This window comes from Acinetobacter sp. AL9 (genome assembly GCF_041464035.1).
In the GTDB taxonomy this organism is placed as follows: domain Bacteria; phylum Pseudomonadota; class Gammaproteobacteria; order Pseudomonadales; family Moraxellaceae; genus Acinetobacter; species Acinetobacter towneri.
The window spans coordinates 20,809-38,155 of record NZ_JAYFSK010000017.1 but is presented as its reverse complement, the minus strand read 5'-3'; the positions used below and the strand labels follow the sequence as shown (position 1 = coordinate 38,155).

The following is a 17,347-nucleotide window of genomic DNA, read 5'->3' as shown; positions in this document are numbered from 1 at the left end:
TTGCATTTAAATCTGTGCTGCTTGGAAATATTTTAAACGGAGCGCATTACCCAATACAAACACTGAAGATAATGCCATCGCGCCCGCAGCAAAAATAGGCGAGAGCAAAATACCTGCAAACGGGTATAGCACGCCTGCAGCAATTGGAATCAAGGCAATATTATAAATAAATGCCCAAAATAGATTTTGACGAATATTGCGGATGGTGGCTTTACTCAAAGCAATTGCATTGGGCACACCTTGTAAATTGCCCGACATCAACACCACTTCGGCTGCTTCAATCGCAACATCTGTGCCTGTGCCAATCGCAATTCCAACATCGGCTTGTGCCAAAGCAGGGGCATCATTAATACCATCACCCACAAAAGCCACACGTCCAAATTGCTGTTGTAATTCACGTACAACATCGACCTTGCCTTCAGGTAAAACCTCGGCCACCACATGATCAATCTGTAAACGTGCAGCAATTGCCTGAGCCGTATGTCGGTTATCTCCCGTAATCATCGCCACTTTTAAACCCAGTTGATGCAACGCTGCAATAGCAGCAAAAGTCGTGTCTTTAATTGGGTCTGCAACGGCAACAATGGCTGCCAGTTGTTGATCAATCGCCATATAAATGGGTGTTTTGCCTTCTTGTCCTAAACGTGCAGCTTCTGCATTAAAAGCGCTAACATCTAGCCCAATTTGTTGCATATAACGGTCTGCACCAATCTGAATACGTTGACCATTCACCAGTGCTTCAATACCTGAACCTGTGATGCTGTCAAATTCGGTAACAGGCAGTAAACTGACTTGCTTTTCTGTTGCAGCTTGCACAATCGCCAATGCAATGGGATGCTCAGATTTCGCTTCTACCGATGCTAAAAGTACAAAGACCTGATCTGCATCAAAACCCGATTGCACATGAAAATCGGTTAATGTCGGTTTGCCTTCGGTGAGCGTTCCTGTTTTATCCACCGCGACCACTTTAACATCTTGCAAAAGCTGCAAAGCTTCGCCTTTACGAAACAGCACGCCCATTTCAGCGCCACGACCTGTTCCCACCATAATTGAAGTCGGTGTGGCTAAACCCATCGCACATGGGCAGGCAATAATTAGAACAGCGACTGCATTGACCAAACCAAAGGTCAGGGCAGGTTCTGGGCCAAAAATAAACCACACAATAAAAGTAAGTGCAGCCAATAACATCACGGCAGGTACAAACCACATGGTTACTTTATCCACCAAGGCTTGAATGGGTAATTTAGACCCTTGCGCCTGCTCGACCATGCGAATAATTTGCGCCAACACCGAAGCTTCACCAATGGCAGTGGCACGAATATTTAGTGTGCCATTTTGGTTGATGGTGCCACCTACGACTTGATTGCCTATTTGTTTGGCTACAGGAACAGGCTCACCTGTAATCATTGACTCATCTATATAACTATGACCTTCGATCACTTCACCATCTACAGGAATGCGCTCACCTGGGCGGATTTCGACAATGGTATTGGAGCTGACTTCCGCCACTGGCACTTCAATGATTTGACCATCCCGATGAATACGTGCAGTTTTAGCTTGCATGCCAATTAAATGCTGAATGGCTTGCGAGGTGCGACCTTTGGCTTTGGCTTCAAAATAACGACCCAGCAAAATCAAACTGACAATCACTGCCGCAGCTTCATAATAAACATGCACTGTGCCTTCGGGTAAAAGCTGCGGCATAAACGTTGCCACCAATGAAAAACTGTATGCAGCCAAAGTTCCTACCGCCACCAAAGAGTTCATATCAGGCGCAAAATGTAACAGCGCTGGAATCCCTTTTTGATAAAAACGACGTCCTGGTAACAGCAGCACCAATGTGGTTAAAGCAAATTGAATCAACCAACTTTGTTGTTGCCCAATATTGTGCATCACCCACATGTGAAAGGCAGGAATCATGTGTGATCCCATTTCCAGAATAAACACAGGCAAGGCTAAAATCAGTGAAATTACTAAATCACGTTTCAGTTGTTGCTGTTCCAGATTCTTTTTATCGTGTTGTTCGTTAGAGTCGTGTTGCAGCAGTTTGGCGTCATAACCTGCTTTTTGAATCGCTCGAATCAGGTCTTGGCTAGAAACTGTGGCATTCGGTTGAATCCATGCGCGTTCAGTCGCCAAATTGACATTGGCTTGTTCTACACCAGACACTTTCTTTAAGGCTTTTTCGACACGTGCTACACACGAGGCACAGGTCATGCCATCAATAGACAGTTCTATTGGTTGAATGGCAGCTACATCAAAACCTGCACGTTGCACTGCCTTAATGAGCAGTGCACGGTCTAAAGGTTGCGATGCGTGAATCAGTGCTTTTTCTGTTGCAAGATTCACTTCAGCTTTTTCTACACCATCGACTTTTTTTAAGGCTTTTTCGACACGCCCGACACATGAGGCACAGGTCATGCCTTCTATAGACAAAGTTTCCTGATAGGGAGAGGCATTTGGGTGTTTTGCGTCCATGGTCGTCTCTATAATTTGGAGGATGTGTTTAGCATATAGATTGACACGATGGTAAGGTCAAGTAAATTTTAGCCCAAAATAGACTTGACCTTGCCAGCATGGTAAGCTTTAAACTACAGTTCAACAAAGGCAGAAGTGTGGAGTTCGCAATGAAACTATTGATTGAAAATATGACTTGTGGCGGTTGTGCACGTGGTGTCACGGCAACCATTCAAGATGTTGATCCTGCTGCAAAAGTTGAAGTCGATTTAGCGACTAAAATTGTGACCGTGGAAAGCACTGCAACTGTAGATCAAATTACGGCTGCATTGGCAGAAGATGATTTTCCTGCACAAGTTCAATAAAACTGCATCATCTAAGAAGCTCCAATGTGTGAGCTTATCGTAAGGTCAATTGGTCAACTGACGAATTGACCTATTTTTTTGCCTGCCGATTTTTTCTCGTTGTTTTTTGATGTGACCAACTGAATACATTTTGATCACGAAGATGCTAAACCAAGCCAATCAGAAGCTGAGATTTTCTAACTTCAAGCTGAGTTTCATTCATTCAGGGCTGAAATCTACTGAATGAACTATGTGCTGTCCTCTAAAATATACTCTTCAATATTTATCGGAATAAAAATATTTTTTGGTTTTAACTTGTTGTTATTGAAATATTTATTTTAATTTTTAAATTTAAGGGATAACAGAAAAACCATCATTTTTAGATGTTTTGCTGCATATTTTAAATTAAGGTGAATAAAATTCACTTTGGACTGAGGTTAAATCATTTTTATTCACTTTGTCGTTCCAGTATAAATACCCTCATTCAGAAATTTTAACTTTTTAAATTTGGGTAGTAGATCATCATGACAAAGCCATTCACCTGTTCAATTAAACGTATTCGTTTTGACGAAAACTATGAACCTGCTAACAACACGCGTTTAACCACCAATTTTGCAAATTTGGCGCGTGGTGAAAGACGTCAGGAAAATTTACGCAGAACTTTAGCGATGATCAATAATCGTTTTAACTCGCTGGCATCTTGCGATAACCCAAAAGGTGATCGTTATTCGCTTGAAATCGACATTATTTCTGCAGAAATTGATATTGAAGGAAATGGCAAAACTTTTCCATTCATTGAAATGCTAAAAAGTACGATCACAGATCATCAAACAAATGAACGTATTGAAGGCATGATTGGCAACAGTTTTTCATCGTATGTTCGTGATTATGATTTTAGTGTGGTCTTGCCAGCATTAGGCTGCAAAGTAAATGAAAAGCCTGAAAGTTTTGGTGATTTACATGGCAAGCTTTATCAGCATTTGGTCAGTTCAGCAGTGTTCCAAGCTGAGTTTCAAAAACAACCTGTGATTTGCCTGAGCGTATCAACCACAAAAACTTATTATCGTACGACCAATGTGCATCCTGTCTTAGGTACAGAATATAAAAATGATGAATATTCAAGAACCGATGACTATTTTGAAAAAATGGGTTTAACCGTGCGTTACTTCAAACCTGAAAATAGCAATGCACCGCTTGCGTTCTATTTTTCTGGCGATTTACTGCATGATTACACAGATTTTGAGTTGATCAGTGCCATCAGTACTATGGAAAGTTTCCAGAAAATTTATCGTCCTGAAATTTATAACACCAACTCACCTGCAGGCGAGGTCTATCAGCCAAGTTTGAATTATCAGGATTATTCATTAACCCAAGTTGTATATGACCGTGTTGAGCGAGGTCAGTTGGCAGTCAAGCAGGGCAAATGGACTGAAGAAAACTTTATCAAGCCTTATCAAGATATTCTTGAACAATGGGCTGCCAAGTTCGTGCCGCTACATGCTGCCAATCAAGAACGTGTTGCTTAACTTAAAATACAGATAGAAGATTCAAAATGGCTATTTTATTACCGACCTCAACGGCTGGCAGTTTACCTAAACCTTCGTGGCTCGCAGAACCTGAAAAGCTTTGGTCAGCTTGGAAATTAACAGGGCAAGAATTACTGGACGCAAAACAAGATGCGCTACGTCTATCACTGCATGAACAACAGCAAGCAGAGATTGATATTGTGAGTGATGGGGAGCAAACCCGTCAGCATTTTGTCACCACCTTTATTGAACACCTTGAAGGTGTCGATTTTGAAAAACGTGAAACAGTCAAAATTCGTGATCGTTATGATGCCAGTGTCCCTTCTGTGGTGGGTGCAGTTTCTAGGCAAAAACCAGTCTTTGTTGAAGATGCCAAATTCCTGCGTTCACTGACAGATCAACCCATCAAATGGGCGCTGCCTGGTCCTATGACCATGATTGATACTTTATACGATGCGCACTACAAGAGCCGTGAAAAACTGGCGTGGGAATTTGCCAAAATCCTGAATCAGGAAGCGCGTGAACTTGAAGCAGCAGGCGTGGATATCATCCAGTTTGATGAACCTGCGTTTAATGTGTTTTTTGATGAGGTGAATGACTGGGGCGTGGCAACATTAGAGCGCGCGTTAGAAGGTTTGAAATGTGAAACAGCCGTGCATATTTGCTATGGCTATGGCATTAAAGCCAATACCGATTGGAAAAAAACACTCGGCTCAGAATGGCGTCAATACGAAGCAGTTTTCCCAAAACTACAGCAGTCTAATTTGGATATTATCTCACTGGAATGTCACAACTCACGTGTTCCGATGGATTTGCTTGAACTTATCCGTGGTAAAAAGGTGATGGTGGGTGCGATTGATGTCGCAACGAATACGATTGAAACAGCCGATGAAGTTGCAGATACATTGCGCAAAGCATTGCAATTTGTCGATGCTAACAAGTTGTACCCATCGACTAACTGTGGAATGGCACCATTGAGTCGTCAGGTTGCACGAGGCAAGTTACAGGCTTTGGCTGCTGGTACGAAGATTATTCGCCAAGAATTATCTAGTTAAGCGTTCGATCAGGCGAAGTGAATTCAAGCCAAGTGAATTTAAGTTAAGTGAATCAGGGATGCTTTTTCAGGCAAAAAGCATCCTTTGAACTTTCTAAAAAAGTTGAGTGTTGGAATACGGTGATGGTTAAAGCAACAGACTTCAAAAATGCAATGTCTTTCTTATCAAGTGCAGTCAATGTAGTGACGACAATGGGAGATGCAGGACGTCATGGTTTTACTGCATCTGCGGTATGTAGCGTGACAGATACACCGCCAACATTATTGGTGTGTATGAACAAATCATCGCGTTCTCATCTCAGTTTTTTAGAGAATAAAGTGCTGTGTGTGAATGTGCTAAATGCAGAACAAGAACATCTTTCTAATGCATTTGCCTCATCAAAATTGAGTTCCGATGAGCGTTTTAAGCAGGCTGAATGGGCAGCTTTGGAAACAGGTGCTCCTATATTAAAAAATGCATTGGTCAGTTTTGATTGTGAAATTTCACAAATTCAAGAAGTGGGGACGCATACTATTTTTATTTGCCCAATTGTTGCTATTCAAAAAAATCAACAAGATCAGGCGTTGGTTTATTTTAATCGTCACTATCATCAAGTTGGTGAAACTGAGTTTGTTTAATTCGCTATAAAATATTGCAATATGCGATAATCAGTTTATACTTGATTTATAGCAAAATGCGATAAAATATTATGCATGTGATCACCCACGCTAGAATTATAGAGGCAATGCACAAGTGGCCACAGGCTGAAACAGCACTCGATGGTTGGTATCGAATTATTAAGGCAAATGATCCGAAAGACTTTGCCGAAATGAAGCAGTTATTTCCAGCAGTTGATAAAGTTGGAAAGTTTCATGTATTCGATATTGGTGGGAATAAGATTCGACTTATTGCTGTTGTGATGTATCAGGCAAAGCGTGTGTATATTCGTCATGTGTTATCCCATAAAGAATATGACAAAGGTCATTGGAAGGAGGATTAGTATGAACGCAATGATTAAACAGGCTGTAGATCACTGGCACTACGTTGCTCCTTTGCTGAGTAAACCAGAAAATGAAAAAGATTTTCATGCACTTGTCGAGGCTTTAGATGAGCTTTTAGATATTGTTGGTGATGATGAAACGCATCCTTTAATGGGGCTGATTCATCAACTCGGTGACTTGGTTTCTGTTTATGAAAATGAACACCTGCCTATTCCTCATGGAGATGGTCGTGCTGCTTTAGCTTTTTTGATGGCGCAACATGGATTAGGTCAATCTGACTTGGCAGAGGTTGCAACTCAATCTGTGATTTCGGAGATTTTAAGCGGCAAACGCCAGTTGAATATTCGTCATATTAAAGCGCTGTCTGAGCGGTTTAAGGTTTCTGCTGATACATTTTTCTAAACGATTTTATATTTTTTAGACATTTTATTTTTAGATATTTAAAAATAAATAGCTCCGAAGATGCCGCTGCATGTCGTTACCCTGAACCCGAAAAAGTTCAAGGCGGACGCGACGCATACTTGCTGGGTTTCCCATACGAGATGGGCATACGCTCTAAATATGCAGAACACAATCCTAAGATTAAAGTATCGGCAGGGATATAGACTCGCTGGCGAACACCTCAGAGTTAGAATTAGTATAACCCATCTCAGTTGCTTGGCAACTCATGTTCACGAATTAACTATAAAGATAGAGCTTGTTTGCATAGCCTTTATGCAAACTTAAGTCAAAAAAACACCACTTAAGTAAGGGCTTCAACTTCTTGCAAAATGGTGCTGAGTAAACGCTCACAATGCTCATAATGCTGCAAAGATTTATTCATAGAAAGAACCTCTTGCATCAACTCTAAAGCCACCACAATAATCAGTTTGCTCGGTTCCATATTGGGCGCTTTACGACGAAACTCATCATAGCGTTCATTCAATAATTGTGCCGCACGCTCTAAATCTTCTCTTTTTTCTTCAGTTGTGGCTAAACGGAAACTATGTCCTAAAACACGTAAATCAATTGGAATTTGAACTGACATATTAACCTTCCTCACTCACTTCGGCAGGGTGGGCAAGTTGTTGAATTTCTTGCGCATGATGATCTTGAGCTGTACCTAAAATTGCAAGACGCTGAATAATGGCTTCCACTTTGGCTTTTGCATGCTCATTTTTTTGTAACAATCTTTCACGTTCTTGTTTGAGTGTCTGAATTTCGTGCTGATTTAAACGCTGATCATTCAGCATTTTTTCTTTTAAAATGCGTAATTCATTGCGCTCAGCCAAAATTTCCTGAAAGCGGTTTTTCAAATCAGTACAGCTTTTTTCCAAACGACTGTAACGGTCTGCCAGTGCTGTCGCATCTTGATTTAACTGCTGTAATTGCGCTTGCGTGCTGCTTAATTGCTCAGTCAGATTCTCAATTTCATCTTGCTTGGCAGTAATGATGCCGTTTCTTTGAACAATTTGAGCATGATGCTGTTCCTCAGCAGTTTGCTTGGCTGTGCTGAGGGCGGCATTTTCACTTTCATAATGATTAATTCGTGTTTTTAAAACACCAATATACGCTTGTAGACGCTGTAATTCTTCTAACATATCGTGGTCGCACAGTATTGCAAACAAAGGTAATATATACGAAGTATAGAGATTGGATAAACGAATGCAAGACGATATTTCAGGTTGGTCGGAATGGTTCCGCAATTTTTCTAACATTGAAGAAATTTCAAGCCCAAGTGAGTTACATGGCTTGCTGACAGGTATAGTTTGTGTGACAAATGCACCAACCGAAACCGAATGGCAGCAGATTTTAGAAACTTTAAATGTGCCAGAATTAGAGCCAGCCGCACTCTCACTTTTAACCGATGAATCAGAAGATGTCGCACATGCCTTGTCTGAAGATGAGTTGGATTATTTGCCGTTGTTGCCAGATGATGAACATCTTTTACAAGAACGTGTGCAAGCTTTGGCAGATTGGTGTGCAGGCGTTGTGCTTGGTTTTGGTTTGGCTTCTGGGCATATTCGTTCAGATGAAATCGAACTGATTGAGCATTTACAAGATGTTGCTGCGGTTGAATTTGAAGATTCAGACAATGACGAAGAAGGCGAAGAAAGCTATCAGGAATTGTATGAATTTGTACGTTTGATTCCTGTGAGTTTATCTGTTGGGCGTAAAAAAGTACCAGTAGAAGAAAGCTCTTTATTGCAAAACTTACATGCTAAGTCGCGTCAACAAACTGCACAAACCACACAAAACGCAAGTGCTGTTGTTGAAATGTTTACGCCACACCGTCCGAGTTAATCGGGCGTTGTGTGCCTAAGTATGTCGGTGTAAGGTGCTTTAAGTCATTACAACAATCATATTTTCATCATTTTATATATGTAGACCGTATTTATGAAAAAACTGACTCAAGTCGAATTTAAAGAACGTCGTGATCAACTTGCAGAACTGATGGGGCCCAATAGTGTCGCAATTATTGCAACCAGTCCTGTGGCAATGCGTAATCGTGATGCAGATTATAAATATCGTGCCGACAGCAGTTTTTTCTATTTAACAGGTTTTGCTGAACCTGAAGCAGTTGCGGTGATTGAAACCTATGAATCAATTGATGAAGGTTATACCTACACGTTGTTCTGCCGTGAACGTAACCGTGAAATGGAAATCTGGAATGGTTATCGCGCAGGTTTAGAAGGTGCAATTGAGCTGTTTGAGGCAGATGAGTCTTTTGCAATTGCGCAATTAGATGCAGAAATCATCGCCAAAATTGTCAATAAAGACACGTTGTACTATCGCTTGGGGCATCAGACTGAATTTGATGTACGTGTTGCGGCATGGAACCAACAAGCTGATGCACAACATCGTCAAGGCAATACTGCACCTGCCAAAATTGTTCAGTTAGATCGTTTGCTGGATGAAATGCGTTTGCATAAAACTGAGTCTGAATTGGAACTGATGCAAATTGCTTCAAATATTAGTGCAGAAGCACATACTCGTGCCATGCAAACAGTAAAAGCAGGCATGATGGAATATGAGCTAGAAGCTGAACTGAATTATATTTTTGGTAAAAATGGCTGCGTACCTGCCTATAACAGTATTGTCGGTGGTGGTGAAAATGCCTGCATTTTGCATTATGTCGAAAATGACAAAGTGCTTAAAGATGGCGATTTAGTCCTGATTGATGCAGCCTGTGAATATCAGTGCTATGCCTCAGATATTACCCGTACTTTTCCCGTGAATGGTCAATTCAGTCCAGAACAAAAAGCACTGTATAACATTGTATTGGATGCGCAAATTGCAGCAATTGAAGCTGTACAAATTGGTAACTCCTATAAAGAACCACACCATGTTGCGGTGCGTATTTTGGTGCAAGGTTTGCTTGATCTAGGCATTATGCAGGGCAATTTAGAAGAAATTATTGCTTCGGAAAGTTATCGCCAGTTTTATATGCACGGTACAGGGCATTGGTTGGGCATGGATGTGCATGATGTCGGCAGCTATAAACACGGTGAAGACTGGCGTGTTTATGAAGAAGGTATGGTGGTGACCGTTGAACCGGGTCTATACATTGCACCCGATGATGAAACGGTAGATGCTAAATGGCGTGGTATAGGTATCCGTATTGAAGATGATATTGTTGCGACTGCGAACGGGCCATTGAATCTGACTTCAAAAGTGGTGAAAACCGTAGAAGAGATTGAAGCATTGATGGCAAAAGCTAAATCTGCTTAATTGGGTCTAATCAAAGCTGGTCAAGTGATCAGCTTTTTTATTAGAAAGCGCGTGTAAATTTTGAGTATGTAAATAATTTTTAGTCTTTGATCCGCTTTTTTGCTTCATCATAAACAATGTTATCAGCACGCTTTCCAACGGTAATGAGCAAAATAACGACCTGATCATCTTTGACCTGATAAATAAGTCGGACACCCGCTTTTAATAATTTGATTTTATAGCAGCCAGCAAGATCACCTTTAAGCATGTTCTTTGGAATATGTGGCTGCTCAATGACTTTGGCTAATTTTTTCTTGAATTGGTCGCGGATAGCACTCGGAAGCTTTTCCCATTCTGCAGTGAAGTCCTTATGACGTAAAAGATTATAAGTCATCTAATGTGACTTCCTCGAACATCTCTTTAGGATCATTCATGCGTTTACGGACGAGTGCCAATAGTTCTGCATCTTCTTCTGAAAGCAATACTTTTTGTACAGGAAGTTTTCCAGTCGTTGCCACATATTCAAGAATATTGGTGAAGAAATCGGTAGGTGAAATACCTTGTTCTTTAAGAATAGAATAAGATTTTTCTTTAAGGGCTTCATCGACCCTGAAATTAACAGTAGCCATCACTTTTCTCAGTTATTGAATGTATGGAAATATTGTAATGCAATATGCATTACAAAGATAGTTTGTATAATAATCATTATGTGAGATCATTTTTATCATTGAGCTTATTTCAAAATTGATCATCAGCCATCAATAGTACTAAGTATGGAATATATCTTCTCTTGTGTCATGCATGGCTCGGAGCAAGAAGATGGGGGATTAATAATTATAGTTTGAATCGGACATTTGCAAGAAGTCTAATCATCTTCCATAGCTTCAACACTAATTCATTATAAAAATAAATGACTTTGCGGTAAGATAAAATCCATTACAGATTATACGTATTTCGATTGAATCTTTTGAAGTCGAATACCTCATAAAAAGGATCAAGGCATGCAACAAGAAGTGATCATTGTAGGCGGTGGTATGGTCGGGCTAAGCTTAGCCTTGATGTTGGCTAAGTCAAACATTGCAGTGAAGTTGCTAGAAGCGATTCAATACCCCAATTATGACGATGCCAGCCTTGCGCCGTATCATTCCAGTTTTGATGCACGTAACAGTGCCTTGTCGCGTCGCAGCGTACAAATTTACCAAGAGCTAGGTTTATGGGATGCCTTGCAAGAACATGCTACGCCTATTTTAGAAGTTCAAATTACCGAACAAGGTAGTTTTGGCAAGGCACGTTTATTGGCCGAACAAGAAAAAGTCGAAAGCTTTGGTCAGGTGATTGAAAATGCATGGTTAGGTCGAGTGTTGTTGACCGAAGTACGTAAACAACCTTTGATTGAATTGATTGATGGTGTGCAGGTCACCAGTCTTAAACAAGATGCAGATTTTGCCTATATTGAAGCGGTACGTGGTCAGGAACAATTACAGCTTGCTGCCAAACTACTGATTGCTGCCGATGGTCGTGATTCTTTCTGCCGTAAAGCCTTGGGCATTGGTGCATCGGAACATGATTATGACCAAGTAGCGATTGTGACCACAGTGCAAACCTCCAAGCCGCATGCGCATGTGGGTTTTGAGCGTTTTAGTCATTTAGGGCCTTTGGCGTTGCTGCCCCTGCCAGGTGAATATCGCCGTTCTGTGGTGTGGCCTGTGCCAAAAGGTACAGAACATGAATGGATTGGCGATGAAAATGATCAACACTTTTTAAATGCCTTGCAACAAGCCTATGGTGATCGTGCAGGGAAGTTTGAAAAAACAGGACGTCGTTTTAGTTTTCCATTGTCACAAGTTCTGGCAGAAAAACAGGCGGTTGGTCGCGTTGTACTGATGGGTAATGCAGCGCATACCATTCACCCAGTCGCAGGGCAGGGCTTTAACTTGTGTATGCGAGATGCTTACGTATTATTGCGTTATCTCACCGAACAGGCGGCACAGTCAGCAGATTTAGGCGATGCTGCAATGCTGCGTGACTATGAACAATCGCGTTTGAAAGATCAACAGCGAGTCATTAAATTCTGTGACAGCGTGGTACGTGGATTTAGCAATCAAAACCCAATCCTGAAATTTATGCGTAATACAGGCTTAGTCGCGTTTGATACCATTCCAGGCATTAAACCTTTGGTCGCCAATTATGCCATGGGGTTAAAAGCATGATCACAGCAAATCAACAAACGCAAGTGTTAGATGTCGTCATTATTGGTGGCGGCTTGGTGGGAGGCTTAACTGCACTTTTATTGGCACAAGGGGGTGTGCAGGCTACAGTTTTAGATGCCGCACCTATTTTAGATGCAGAGAAAACCCTTGCAGTTGCCAATCCGCGTGTATTGGCTTTAAGTCAGGCCACCATCCACCTGTTAAAAACAGTCAATGTCTGGTCTAAACTGGCGCGACATATGCCGTATAGCGGCATGCAGGTTTGGAATAAAAATGGCTATGGCGAAATTAACTTTGGGGCAAGTAACGAACGTACACCCGCTATTGAGCAGGCTCTGGGTTCAATGGTCGAGCCAAGCATTTTAAATCTAGCGATTCAGCAGCAAATGTTGCAACAAGTGCAAGATTATCGAACGCAAGTCAAAGTGACCCGTTTAGAGCGTGGTGTTGGCGTTTGGCACATTTATTTGGCCGATGGTACACAATTACAGACTAAGCTAGTCATTGGCGCAGATGGTGCTAACTCCTTTGTGCGCGAACAAGCCTTTATTGATTTTGATGTGTTGGATTATCGTCAGGCAGGTCTAACCTGTGCAATTCGTACTGCGCAGCCGCATCAGCATGTTGCACGTCAAATTTTCTTAGAAACTGGTCCTTTGGCCTATTTACCGATGGCAAGTTTACACGCCGAGCAGGAAGGGCATTGGCAGTCGATTGTTTGGACTTTGCCTGATGACTATGCCGAAGAATATGCCAAACTGAATGATGACGACTTTACCCAACTTTTGACTCGTGAAAGTCATCACATGCTTGGGGAAGTCTTAGAGGCAACCCCACGTGCTATTTTCCCACTGAAAGCACGTGCAGCGCAGCGTTATGTGCAAGATGGTTTGGCACTTATTGGTGATGCCGCGCATGTAATTCATCCGCTTGCAGGGCAGGGCGTGAATATTGGTTGTCTGGATGCAGCCGTACTGTGCGATGTGTTGTTGCATGATTTCAAACGTGGTGTTTGGGCGCATGAGCAAACTTTAAAGCGTTACGAGCATCGTCGTAAAGGACAAAATGATGCCATGATGCATAGTATGTCTGCGATTGGCTGGATGGAAACCACCACTTTATTCCCTGTGGTGTGGGCACGTAACTTTGGTTTAAAACAGGTGGAGCAGCTGCCTGCGTTAAAAGATGCCTTTATGTCACAAGCCAGTGGATTAAGCCTGCTTAAAGACACACGCTACGCGGTTTAAAGCAAAACAGTCGTTTTTTGTACGGTCATACATACCTGATTACGAATTTGGTTAAAAAAGATACGTTTTTTTTAATCTAGACTCTATGCGAAAGGCCAAGAGATTGCTAAATTTCATCGTAATTCATAACCAGTTTTCACTTGGACTAAATTGAAGTCATTTGTGGGGAGATTAAGATGACGGACATGAACGATTACGATGATGTAGAAGATTCAACTGTAGACGAAGATGAAGCGAAAGCGGCTGAAAAAGGTGCAGCAGAATCAGAAGAAGGTGCTGTAGATGGTGATCTTGCAGAAGCAGAAACTCTCACTGTAACTGCCAAACTAAAACAGCGTCAGGCATTGGAAGATGAAGTGGCTGCATTCTTGGCGCGTGGCGGAAAAATTACCGAAGTGCCACCAGATGAGTCTGCGCGCGACTAATCTGTTGAACGTGCTTGCTGAACTTGTTGATTGAATTTATTCATTGAACTGTTGAGTGAGTTAGGGCGGGATGCTTACTATGCAGGCTGCTCTAATGTTTATCACTTCAAGATAAAAAAGCATCACCTTGTATAAAGGGTGATGCTTTTTTTATGCGCGATGATCGTCATCACTGTTATTGCTCAATCGGCTTATTCAGCTGCTTGGCTTAATTCCAACGCACGTTGATAGGCAATTTTCTTTTTAATCCCTGTTAGATCAGCCGCCAATTGTGATGCTGCTTTTACCGATAAATCTTGCAACAAACGCTGCAATAATTGATCTAATTTTTCTTGTTCCATGTCTTTTTCTTCGCTCGCTCCCCCCACCACCAATACAATTTCACCTTTTTGTTGATGATGATCTGCTGCGATAAATTCAGCCAATTCACCTAAAGTCATTTTTTTAATGGTTTCAAAGGTTTTGGTGATTTCACGGGCAAAGCCAACAGGGCGATCTGCACCAAACACGGCAGCCATATCTTTGACTGAATCTAAAATTCGATGTGGTGCTTCATAAAAAATCAGGGTTTGGGTTTCATCTTTTAGCTTTTCAAGTTGTTGTAATCGCTGTGACTGTTTAGAAGCGAGAAATCCCTGAAAACTAAAGCGATCACTTGGTAAGCCAACCGCACTGAGCGCTGCAATGGCTGCACATGCACCCGGCACAGGAATCACACGAATACCATTGGCTTGTGCTGCACGAACCAGTTTAAAACCTGGGTCGCTAATCAGTGGTGTACCTGCATCGCTAATGAGCGCTATGTCTTCGCCATTGAGTAATTTTTGGACTAAAATATCAATCTTGTTGCTTTCGTTGTGTTCATGGCAGGCTGTAAGCGGAGTTGAAATATTAAAATGTTTCATTAATTGTGCAGAGGTGCGGGTATCTTCAGCGGCAATTAGGCTGACCGATTTGAGCACATCAATTGCACGGTAGCTCATATCATCTAAGTGACCAATTGGGGTAGCAACAACAAATAACTGGGCACTCATTGAGTTTTCTCCGTGGGAAATAGCAAACTAAAATAAAAATGATGGAACACGAAACAACAGCAGTATTGGCTTGCGTTTGATACAAGTTACAGACCAAGCGCTTATTCTACCTGAATTGCAGTCTGACGTGTGAAACTCGCGTCATCGCACTTCAGCGAATACTACGATTGCGCACCATAACAAAATAAAAAATTGGATATAGCATGAATCAAAAAACACTGCAGCAAAGTATCGGCACATGGGCAGAGCAGACGGCTTGGCAATATTTACATCAACACGGTTGGCGTATGCTGGAGCAGAATTATCACAGTGTTTTTGGTGAAATAGATGGTATTTTTATTCAAGCAGAACAACTGATTTTTGTAGAAGTTAAAGCGCGTTCGCAAACTGGCTATGGCAAAGCCTACGAAGTGGTGTCTGCATCTAAGCAGCGTAAAATTATGAAAACCGCCATGCAGTTTTTAACAGAATATCCACACTATTCAGAATATTATTGTCGTTTTGATGTGATTTGCTTTGATTTTTCTCAGCAATTTGCAAAAACAGTACAGCAAGACTTTTCCAAATTCCCGTATGATTTGCAATGGATTGAAAATGCTTTTACTTTTGATGCAGACTTGATTAATCTTTGAGTGAAATTTAAAGCAAAAGCATCAGTCGGTGTATTGTTGATCGTGCAAATCTAAGGATGAAATGCACAGCACAAGCCAGAATTGAAAGAAAATAATAGGAGTCTTGCTGAGTGTTCAAGCGTATTGCAGTGACCTTGCTGTGTGTAGCAAGTTTATCGGGTTGTGCAAGTTTTATTTCAAGTGGCACAGGCACTGCGCCAGTGGGTACAGAAAGTGGTGCACGCTCACTTGGGCAAGTGTTTATAGATAACTCTATTGAACGTACTGCAAAAATTAATTTATATAAACTGGATTCACGTTTTAAACAATCACGTGTCAATATAGAAAGTTTTCATGGCAATGTGTTGTTGACAGGGCAAGTGCCTGACGCGCATTTAAAACAGTTGGCAGAAGACAATGTGCGTGCCATGAGTGATGTAAAAACCATCCACAATTATATTACAGTGGGTAATCAAATCAGCTATAGCACCATTATGCAGGACACCACGGTTACTGCAAATACCCGTGGTTTGATTATGAAAGCACCTGTGGTGTCAGACAGCAAAGTGCGTGTTCATACCGAAGATGGTGTGTTGTATGTGATGGGACGTTTAAACAATGCAGAATTGCAGGATTTAAACCAAGTGCTACAACAAGTGGGCAATGTCACTAAAATTATTACCCTGATTGATAATATTGAGCTACAACCGAGCAACAATGCGAACTTTGTCAGCCCAATGGTTGCTCCAGAAACACAAACGCCAGTCGCGATTGACCCAGATCAGGTTGAACCGACACATGTTCAATAATGTGGAACACTGGTTTAAACAACTGAATAAAACTTTAGAACAGGCGAAACGTATTTATGAAGAATTTCGCCTGTATGATTTGGGCAGCTATGCGCTGAACCGTTTAACGCCACGTCAGGGTTATACCGTTCAAAGCAATATTGCTTATGGTTTACGCGCACGGCATCGTTTGGATTTGTACCGCACCATAACACCACGCCCGCAGTGTCCACTCATGGTGTTTGTGCATGGTGGGGCATGGTCACGTGGCGATAAGCAGGATTATCGTTTTGTGGGCGAAGCTTTTGCAAAAGAAGGCTTTGATGTTGCGGTGATGAACTATCAACTCGCGCCACAGCATATTTTTCCCACCTATATTGATGATTTAACTCTTGCACTGAATTACTTGACTCAGCAGCAACACAAACTGGGTATTTCTACGGCACAGGTGGTATTGATGGGACATTCGGCTGGGGCATTTAATGTGATGTCCTTGTTGTACCATCCCCAGCCCTATGCTTTAAGCTGTAAAGATCACATTCGTGCGATTATTGGTTTGGCAGGGCCTTATCATTTTGATTATAAGGATGATCCGCTATGTGCCGATGCCTTTGATCAAGAGGTGCCGTATCAGGATGTGATGCCGTATTATTTTGTGGAGCCGAATTCAGTCAAACACTATTTATTGGTGGCAGAAAAAGATCAAATTGTGGGGGCAAGTAATGCCACAGACTTCGACCACGTATTAAAGAAATATGGCAATCATAGTGAAATTATTGTCATTCCAAAAACAGGGCATGTCAGTGTTATGGCATCGGTGTCGAGTTTGTTTAGTCGTTTCTTTGCGACCAAACGCCAAATTATGCGTGCTTTAGATCAGGCACTTAAAGATGCGTGATGTTGATTGATCTTCTGTGGAAAATGGTAATTAAAAAAACCGTTGCAGCTTATGGGGTGCAACGGTTTTTTAAATGCAAGAT

At 41.6% G+C, this 17,347-nt stretch carries 20 protein-coding genes and 1 other RNA gene; 14 read left to right on the top strand and 7 right to left on the bottom strand.

Annotated elements, in window-relative coordinates; genetic code table 11:
- Window positions 1-6: 6 nt before the first annotated feature.
- A complete protein-coding gene (locus tag ACEO2X_RS06145) occupies window positions 7-2,478 on the bottom strand; it encodes a heavy metal translocating P-type ATPase (RefSeq protein WP_371971233.1) in 2,472 nt (823 codons plus the stop codon).
- A gap of 149 nt (window positions 2,479-2,627) precedes the next feature.
- Here ACEO2X_RS06145 and ACEO2X_RS06140 point away from each other — a divergent pair, with 149 nt between their 5' ends.
- The 6 genes from ACEO2X_RS06140 (at window position 2,628) to ACEO2X_RS06115 (ending at window position 6,764) form a co-directional block, all read left to right on the top strand.
- Window positions 2,628-2,822: a heavy-metal-associated domain-containing protein gene (locus ACEO2X_RS06140; RefSeq protein WP_004970528.1), complete on the top strand. Its 195-nt coding sequence runs from the start codon at window positions 2,628-2,630 to the stop codon at window positions 2,820-2,822.
- 503 nt (window positions 2,823-3,325) lie between these two features.
- Window positions 3,326-4,327, top strand: a complete 1,002-nt coding sequence (locus ACEO2X_RS06135; RefSeq protein ID WP_371971231.1) for a putative oxygenase MesX — start codon at window positions 3,326-3,328, stop codon at window positions 4,325-4,327.
- 26 nt (window positions 4,328-4,353) lie between these two features.
- Window positions 4,354-5,382: a methionine synthase gene (locus ACEO2X_RS06130; protein ID WP_179988915.1), complete on the top strand. Its 1,029-nt coding sequence runs from the start codon at window positions 4,354-4,356 to the stop codon at window positions 5,380-5,382.
- 122 nt (window positions 5,383-5,504) lie between these two features.
- Window positions 5,505-5,999 (top strand): flavin reductase, encoded by a 495-nt coding sequence (locus ACEO2X_RS06125; protein WP_004970523.1) that lies wholly within the window; start codon window positions 5,505-5,507, stop codon window positions 5,997-5,999.
- Between the two features lie 71 nt (window positions 6,000-6,070).
- Window positions 6,071-6,361 (top strand): type II toxin-antitoxin system HigB family toxin, encoded by a 291-nt coding sequence (locus ACEO2X_RS06120; protein WP_019836372.1) that lies wholly within the window; start codon window positions 6,071-6,073, stop codon window positions 6,359-6,361.
- Between the two features lies 1 nt (window position 6,362).
- Entirely contained in the window at window positions 6,363-6,764 is a 402-nt protein-coding gene (locus ACEO2X_RS06115; protein ID WP_004970519.1) for a type II toxin-antitoxin system HigA family antitoxin, read from the top strand.
- Window positions 6,765-6,811: 47 nt separating this feature from the next.
- Here the strand turns inward: ACEO2X_RS06115 and ssrS are convergent.
- The 3 genes from ssrS to ACEO2X_RS06100 all read right to left on the bottom strand — a co-directional run bounded on the left by ssrS (window position 6,812) and on the right by ACEO2X_RS06100 (window position 7,942).
- A non-coding RNA gene (ssrS, locus tag ACEO2X_RS06110) (6S RNA) lies at window positions 6,812-6,994 on the bottom strand.
- 110 nt (window positions 6,995-7,104) lie between these two features.
- The gene (locus ACEO2X_RS06105; protein ID WP_004970518.1) at window positions 7,105-7,389 is read right to left on the bottom strand and encodes a cell division protein ZapA; all 285 of its coding nucleotides are present in this window, start codon (window positions 7,387-7,389) and stop codon (window positions 7,105-7,107) included.
- 1 nt (window position 7,390) lies between these two features.
- On the bottom strand, window positions 7,391-7,942 hold the full coding sequence (locus ACEO2X_RS06100) for a hypothetical protein (protein WP_154320487.1): 552 nt from the start codon (window positions 7,940-7,942) through the stop codon (window positions 7,391-7,393).
- 64 nt (window positions 7,943-8,006) lie between these two features.
- Between ACEO2X_RS06100 and ACEO2X_RS06095 the strand changes: the two genes are divergently transcribed.
- Both ACEO2X_RS06095 and pepP read left to right on the top strand, forming a co-directional pair.
- Window positions 8,007-8,645, top strand: a complete 639-nt coding sequence (locus ACEO2X_RS06095) for a UPF0149 family protein (protein WP_004970514.1) — start codon at window positions 8,007-8,009, stop codon at window positions 8,643-8,645.
- Between the two features lie 93 nt (window positions 8,646-8,738).
- On the top strand, window positions 8,739-10,073 hold the full coding sequence (pepP, locus tag ACEO2X_RS06090; RefSeq protein WP_154320488.1) for a Xaa-Pro aminopeptidase: 1,335 nt from the start codon (window positions 8,739-8,741) through the stop codon (window positions 10,071-10,073).
- 79 nt (window positions 10,074-10,152) lie between these two features.
- On the opposite strand, the gene ACEO2X_RS06085 is transcribed toward pepP, so the two are convergent.
- Both ACEO2X_RS06085 and ACEO2X_RS06080 read right to left on the bottom strand, forming a co-directional pair.
- Window positions 10,153-10,446: a type II toxin-antitoxin system RelE/ParE family toxin gene (locus ACEO2X_RS06085; protein WP_004970510.1), complete on the bottom strand. Its 294-nt coding sequence runs from the start codon at window positions 10,444-10,446 to the stop codon at window positions 10,153-10,155.
- Window positions 10,436-10,681, bottom strand: coding sequence for a type II toxin-antitoxin system RelB/DinJ family antitoxin (locus tag ACEO2X_RS06080; protein ID WP_167846138.1), 246 nt, complete (start codon window positions 10,679-10,681; stop codon window positions 10,436-10,438). Before ACEO2X_RS06080 ends, ACEO2X_RS06085 begins: the two co-directional genes overlap by 11 nt.
- A gap of 372 nt (window positions 10,682-11,053) precedes the next feature.
- Here ACEO2X_RS06080 and ubiH point away from each other — a divergent pair, with 372 nt between their 5' ends.
- The 3 genes from ubiH to ACEO2X_RS06065 all read left to right on the top strand — a co-directional run bounded on the left by ubiH (window position 11,054) and on the right by ACEO2X_RS06065 (window position 13,934).
- Window positions 11,054-12,262 (top strand): 2-octaprenyl-6-methoxyphenyl hydroxylase, encoded by a 1,209-nt coding sequence (gene ubiH, locus ACEO2X_RS06075; RefSeq protein WP_179989404.1) that lies wholly within the window; start codon window positions 11,054-11,056, stop codon window positions 12,260-12,262.
- Window positions 12,259-13,509 carry an FAD-dependent monooxygenase gene (locus ACEO2X_RS06070; RefSeq protein ID WP_154320491.1) on the top strand — a complete coding sequence of 417 codons (1,251 nt, stop codon included), beginning with the start codon at window positions 12,259-12,261 and terminating at the stop codon, window positions 13,507-13,509. Before ubiH ends, ACEO2X_RS06070 begins: the two co-directional genes overlap by 4 nt.
- Window positions 13,510-13,685: 176 nt before the next feature.
- Window positions 13,686-13,934, top strand: a complete 249-nt coding sequence (locus ACEO2X_RS06065) for a hypothetical protein (RefSeq protein WP_004972644.1) — start codon at window positions 13,686-13,688, stop codon at window positions 13,932-13,934.
- Between the two features lie 191 nt (window positions 13,935-14,125).
- Here ACEO2X_RS06065 and rsmI read toward each other — a convergent pair whose 3' ends face one another.
- Window positions 14,126-14,968 carry a 16S rRNA (cytidine(1402)-2'-O)-methyltransferase gene (gene rsmI / locus ACEO2X_RS06060; RefSeq protein ID WP_131261744.1) on the bottom strand — a complete coding sequence of 281 codons (843 nt, stop codon included), beginning with the start codon at window positions 14,966-14,968 and terminating at the stop codon, window positions 14,126-14,128.
- A 203-nt stretch (window positions 14,969-15,171) separates the two neighbouring features.
- Here rsmI and ACEO2X_RS06055 point away from each other — a divergent pair, with 203 nt between their 5' ends.
- The 3 genes from ACEO2X_RS06055 (at window position 15,172) to ACEO2X_RS06045 (ending at window position 17,265) form a co-directional block, all read left to right on the top strand.
- Window positions 15,172-15,600, top strand: a complete 429-nt coding sequence (locus ACEO2X_RS06055) for a YraN family protein (RefSeq protein ID WP_004972647.1) — start codon at window positions 15,172-15,174, stop codon at window positions 15,598-15,600.
- Window positions 15,601-15,710: 110 nt separating this feature from the next.
- Complete coding sequence (locus tag ACEO2X_RS06050; protein ID WP_136143977.1) at window positions 15,711-16,388, top strand: BON domain-containing protein; 678 nt, start codon at window positions 15,711-15,713, stop codon at window positions 16,386-16,388.
- Complete coding sequence (locus ACEO2X_RS06045; protein ID WP_180112749.1) at window positions 16,378-17,265, top strand: alpha/beta hydrolase; 888 nt, start codon at window positions 16,378-16,380, stop codon at window positions 17,263-17,265. Before ACEO2X_RS06050 ends, ACEO2X_RS06045 begins: the two co-directional genes overlap by 11 nt.
- Window positions 17,266-17,347: the final 82 nt, after the last annotated feature.

Coding starts and splice junctions, on each gene's coding strand:
- ACEO2X_RS06070 (WP_154320491.1), top strand. CDS start 12,259: ATGATCACAGCAAATCAACAAACGCAAGTGTTAGATGTCGTCATTATT.
- pepP (WP_154320488.1), top strand. CDS start 8,739: ATGAAAAAACTGACTCAAGTCGAATTTAAAGAACGTCGTGATCAACTT.
- ACEO2X_RS06105 (WP_004970518.1), bottom strand. CDS start 7,389: ATGTCAGTTCAAATTCCAATTGATTTACGTGTTTTAGGACATAGTTTC.
- ubiH (WP_179989404.1), top strand. CDS start 11,054: ATGCAACAAGAAGTGATCATTGTAGGCGGTGGTATGGTCGGGCTAAGC.
- ACEO2X_RS06130 (WP_179988915.1), top strand. CDS start 4,354: ATGGCTATTTTATTACCGACCTCAACGGCTGGCAGTTTACCTAAACCT.
- ACEO2X_RS06095 (WP_004970514.1), top strand. CDS start 8,007: ATGCAAGACGATATTTCAGGTTGGTCGGAATGGTTCCGCAATTTTTCT.
- ACEO2X_RS06120 (WP_019836372.1), top strand. CDS start 6,071: ATGCATGTGATCACCCACGCTAGAATTATAGAGGCAATGCACAAGTGG.
- ACEO2X_RS06085 (WP_004970510.1), bottom strand. CDS start 10,446: ATGACTTATAATCTTTTACGTCATAAGGACTTCACTGCAGAATGGGAA.
- ACEO2X_RS06100 (WP_154320487.1), bottom strand. CDS start 7,942: ATGTTAGAAGAATTACAGCGTCTACAAGCGTATATTGGTGTTTTAAAA.
- ACEO2X_RS06045 (WP_180112749.1), top strand. CDS start 16,378: ATGTTCAATAATGTGGAACACTGGTTTAAACAACTGAATAAAACTTTA.
- ACEO2X_RS06145 (WP_371971233.1), bottom strand. CDS start 2,478: ATGGACGCAAAACACCCAAATGCCTCTCCCTATCAGGAAACTTTGTCT.
- ACEO2X_RS06125 (WP_004970523.1), top strand. CDS start 5,505: ATGGTTAAAGCAACAGACTTCAAAAATGCAATGTCTTTCTTATCAAGT.
- ACEO2X_RS06080 (WP_167846138.1), bottom strand. CDS start 10,681: ATGGCTACTGTTAATTTCAGGGTCGATGAAGCCCTTAAAGAAAAATCT.
- ACEO2X_RS06140 (WP_004970528.1), top strand. CDS start 2,628: ATGAAACTATTGATTGAAAATATGACTTGTGGCGGTTGTGCACGTGGT.
- ACEO2X_RS06055 (WP_004972647.1), top strand. CDS start 15,172: ATGAATCAAAAAACACTGCAGCAAAGTATCGGCACATGGGCAGAGCAG.
- ACEO2X_RS06065 (WP_004972644.1), top strand. CDS start 13,686: ATGACGGACATGAACGATTACGATGATGTAGAAGATTCAACTGTAGAC.
- rsmI (WP_131261744.1), bottom strand. CDS start 14,968: ATGAGTGCCCAGTTATTTGTTGTTGCTACCCCAATTGGTCACTTAGAT.
- ACEO2X_RS06135 (WP_371971231.1), top strand. CDS start 3,326: ATGACAAAGCCATTCACCTGTTCAATTAAACGTATTCGTTTTGACGAA.
- ACEO2X_RS06115 (WP_004970519.1), top strand. CDS start 6,363: ATGAACGCAATGATTAAACAGGCTGTAGATCACTGGCACTACGTTGCT.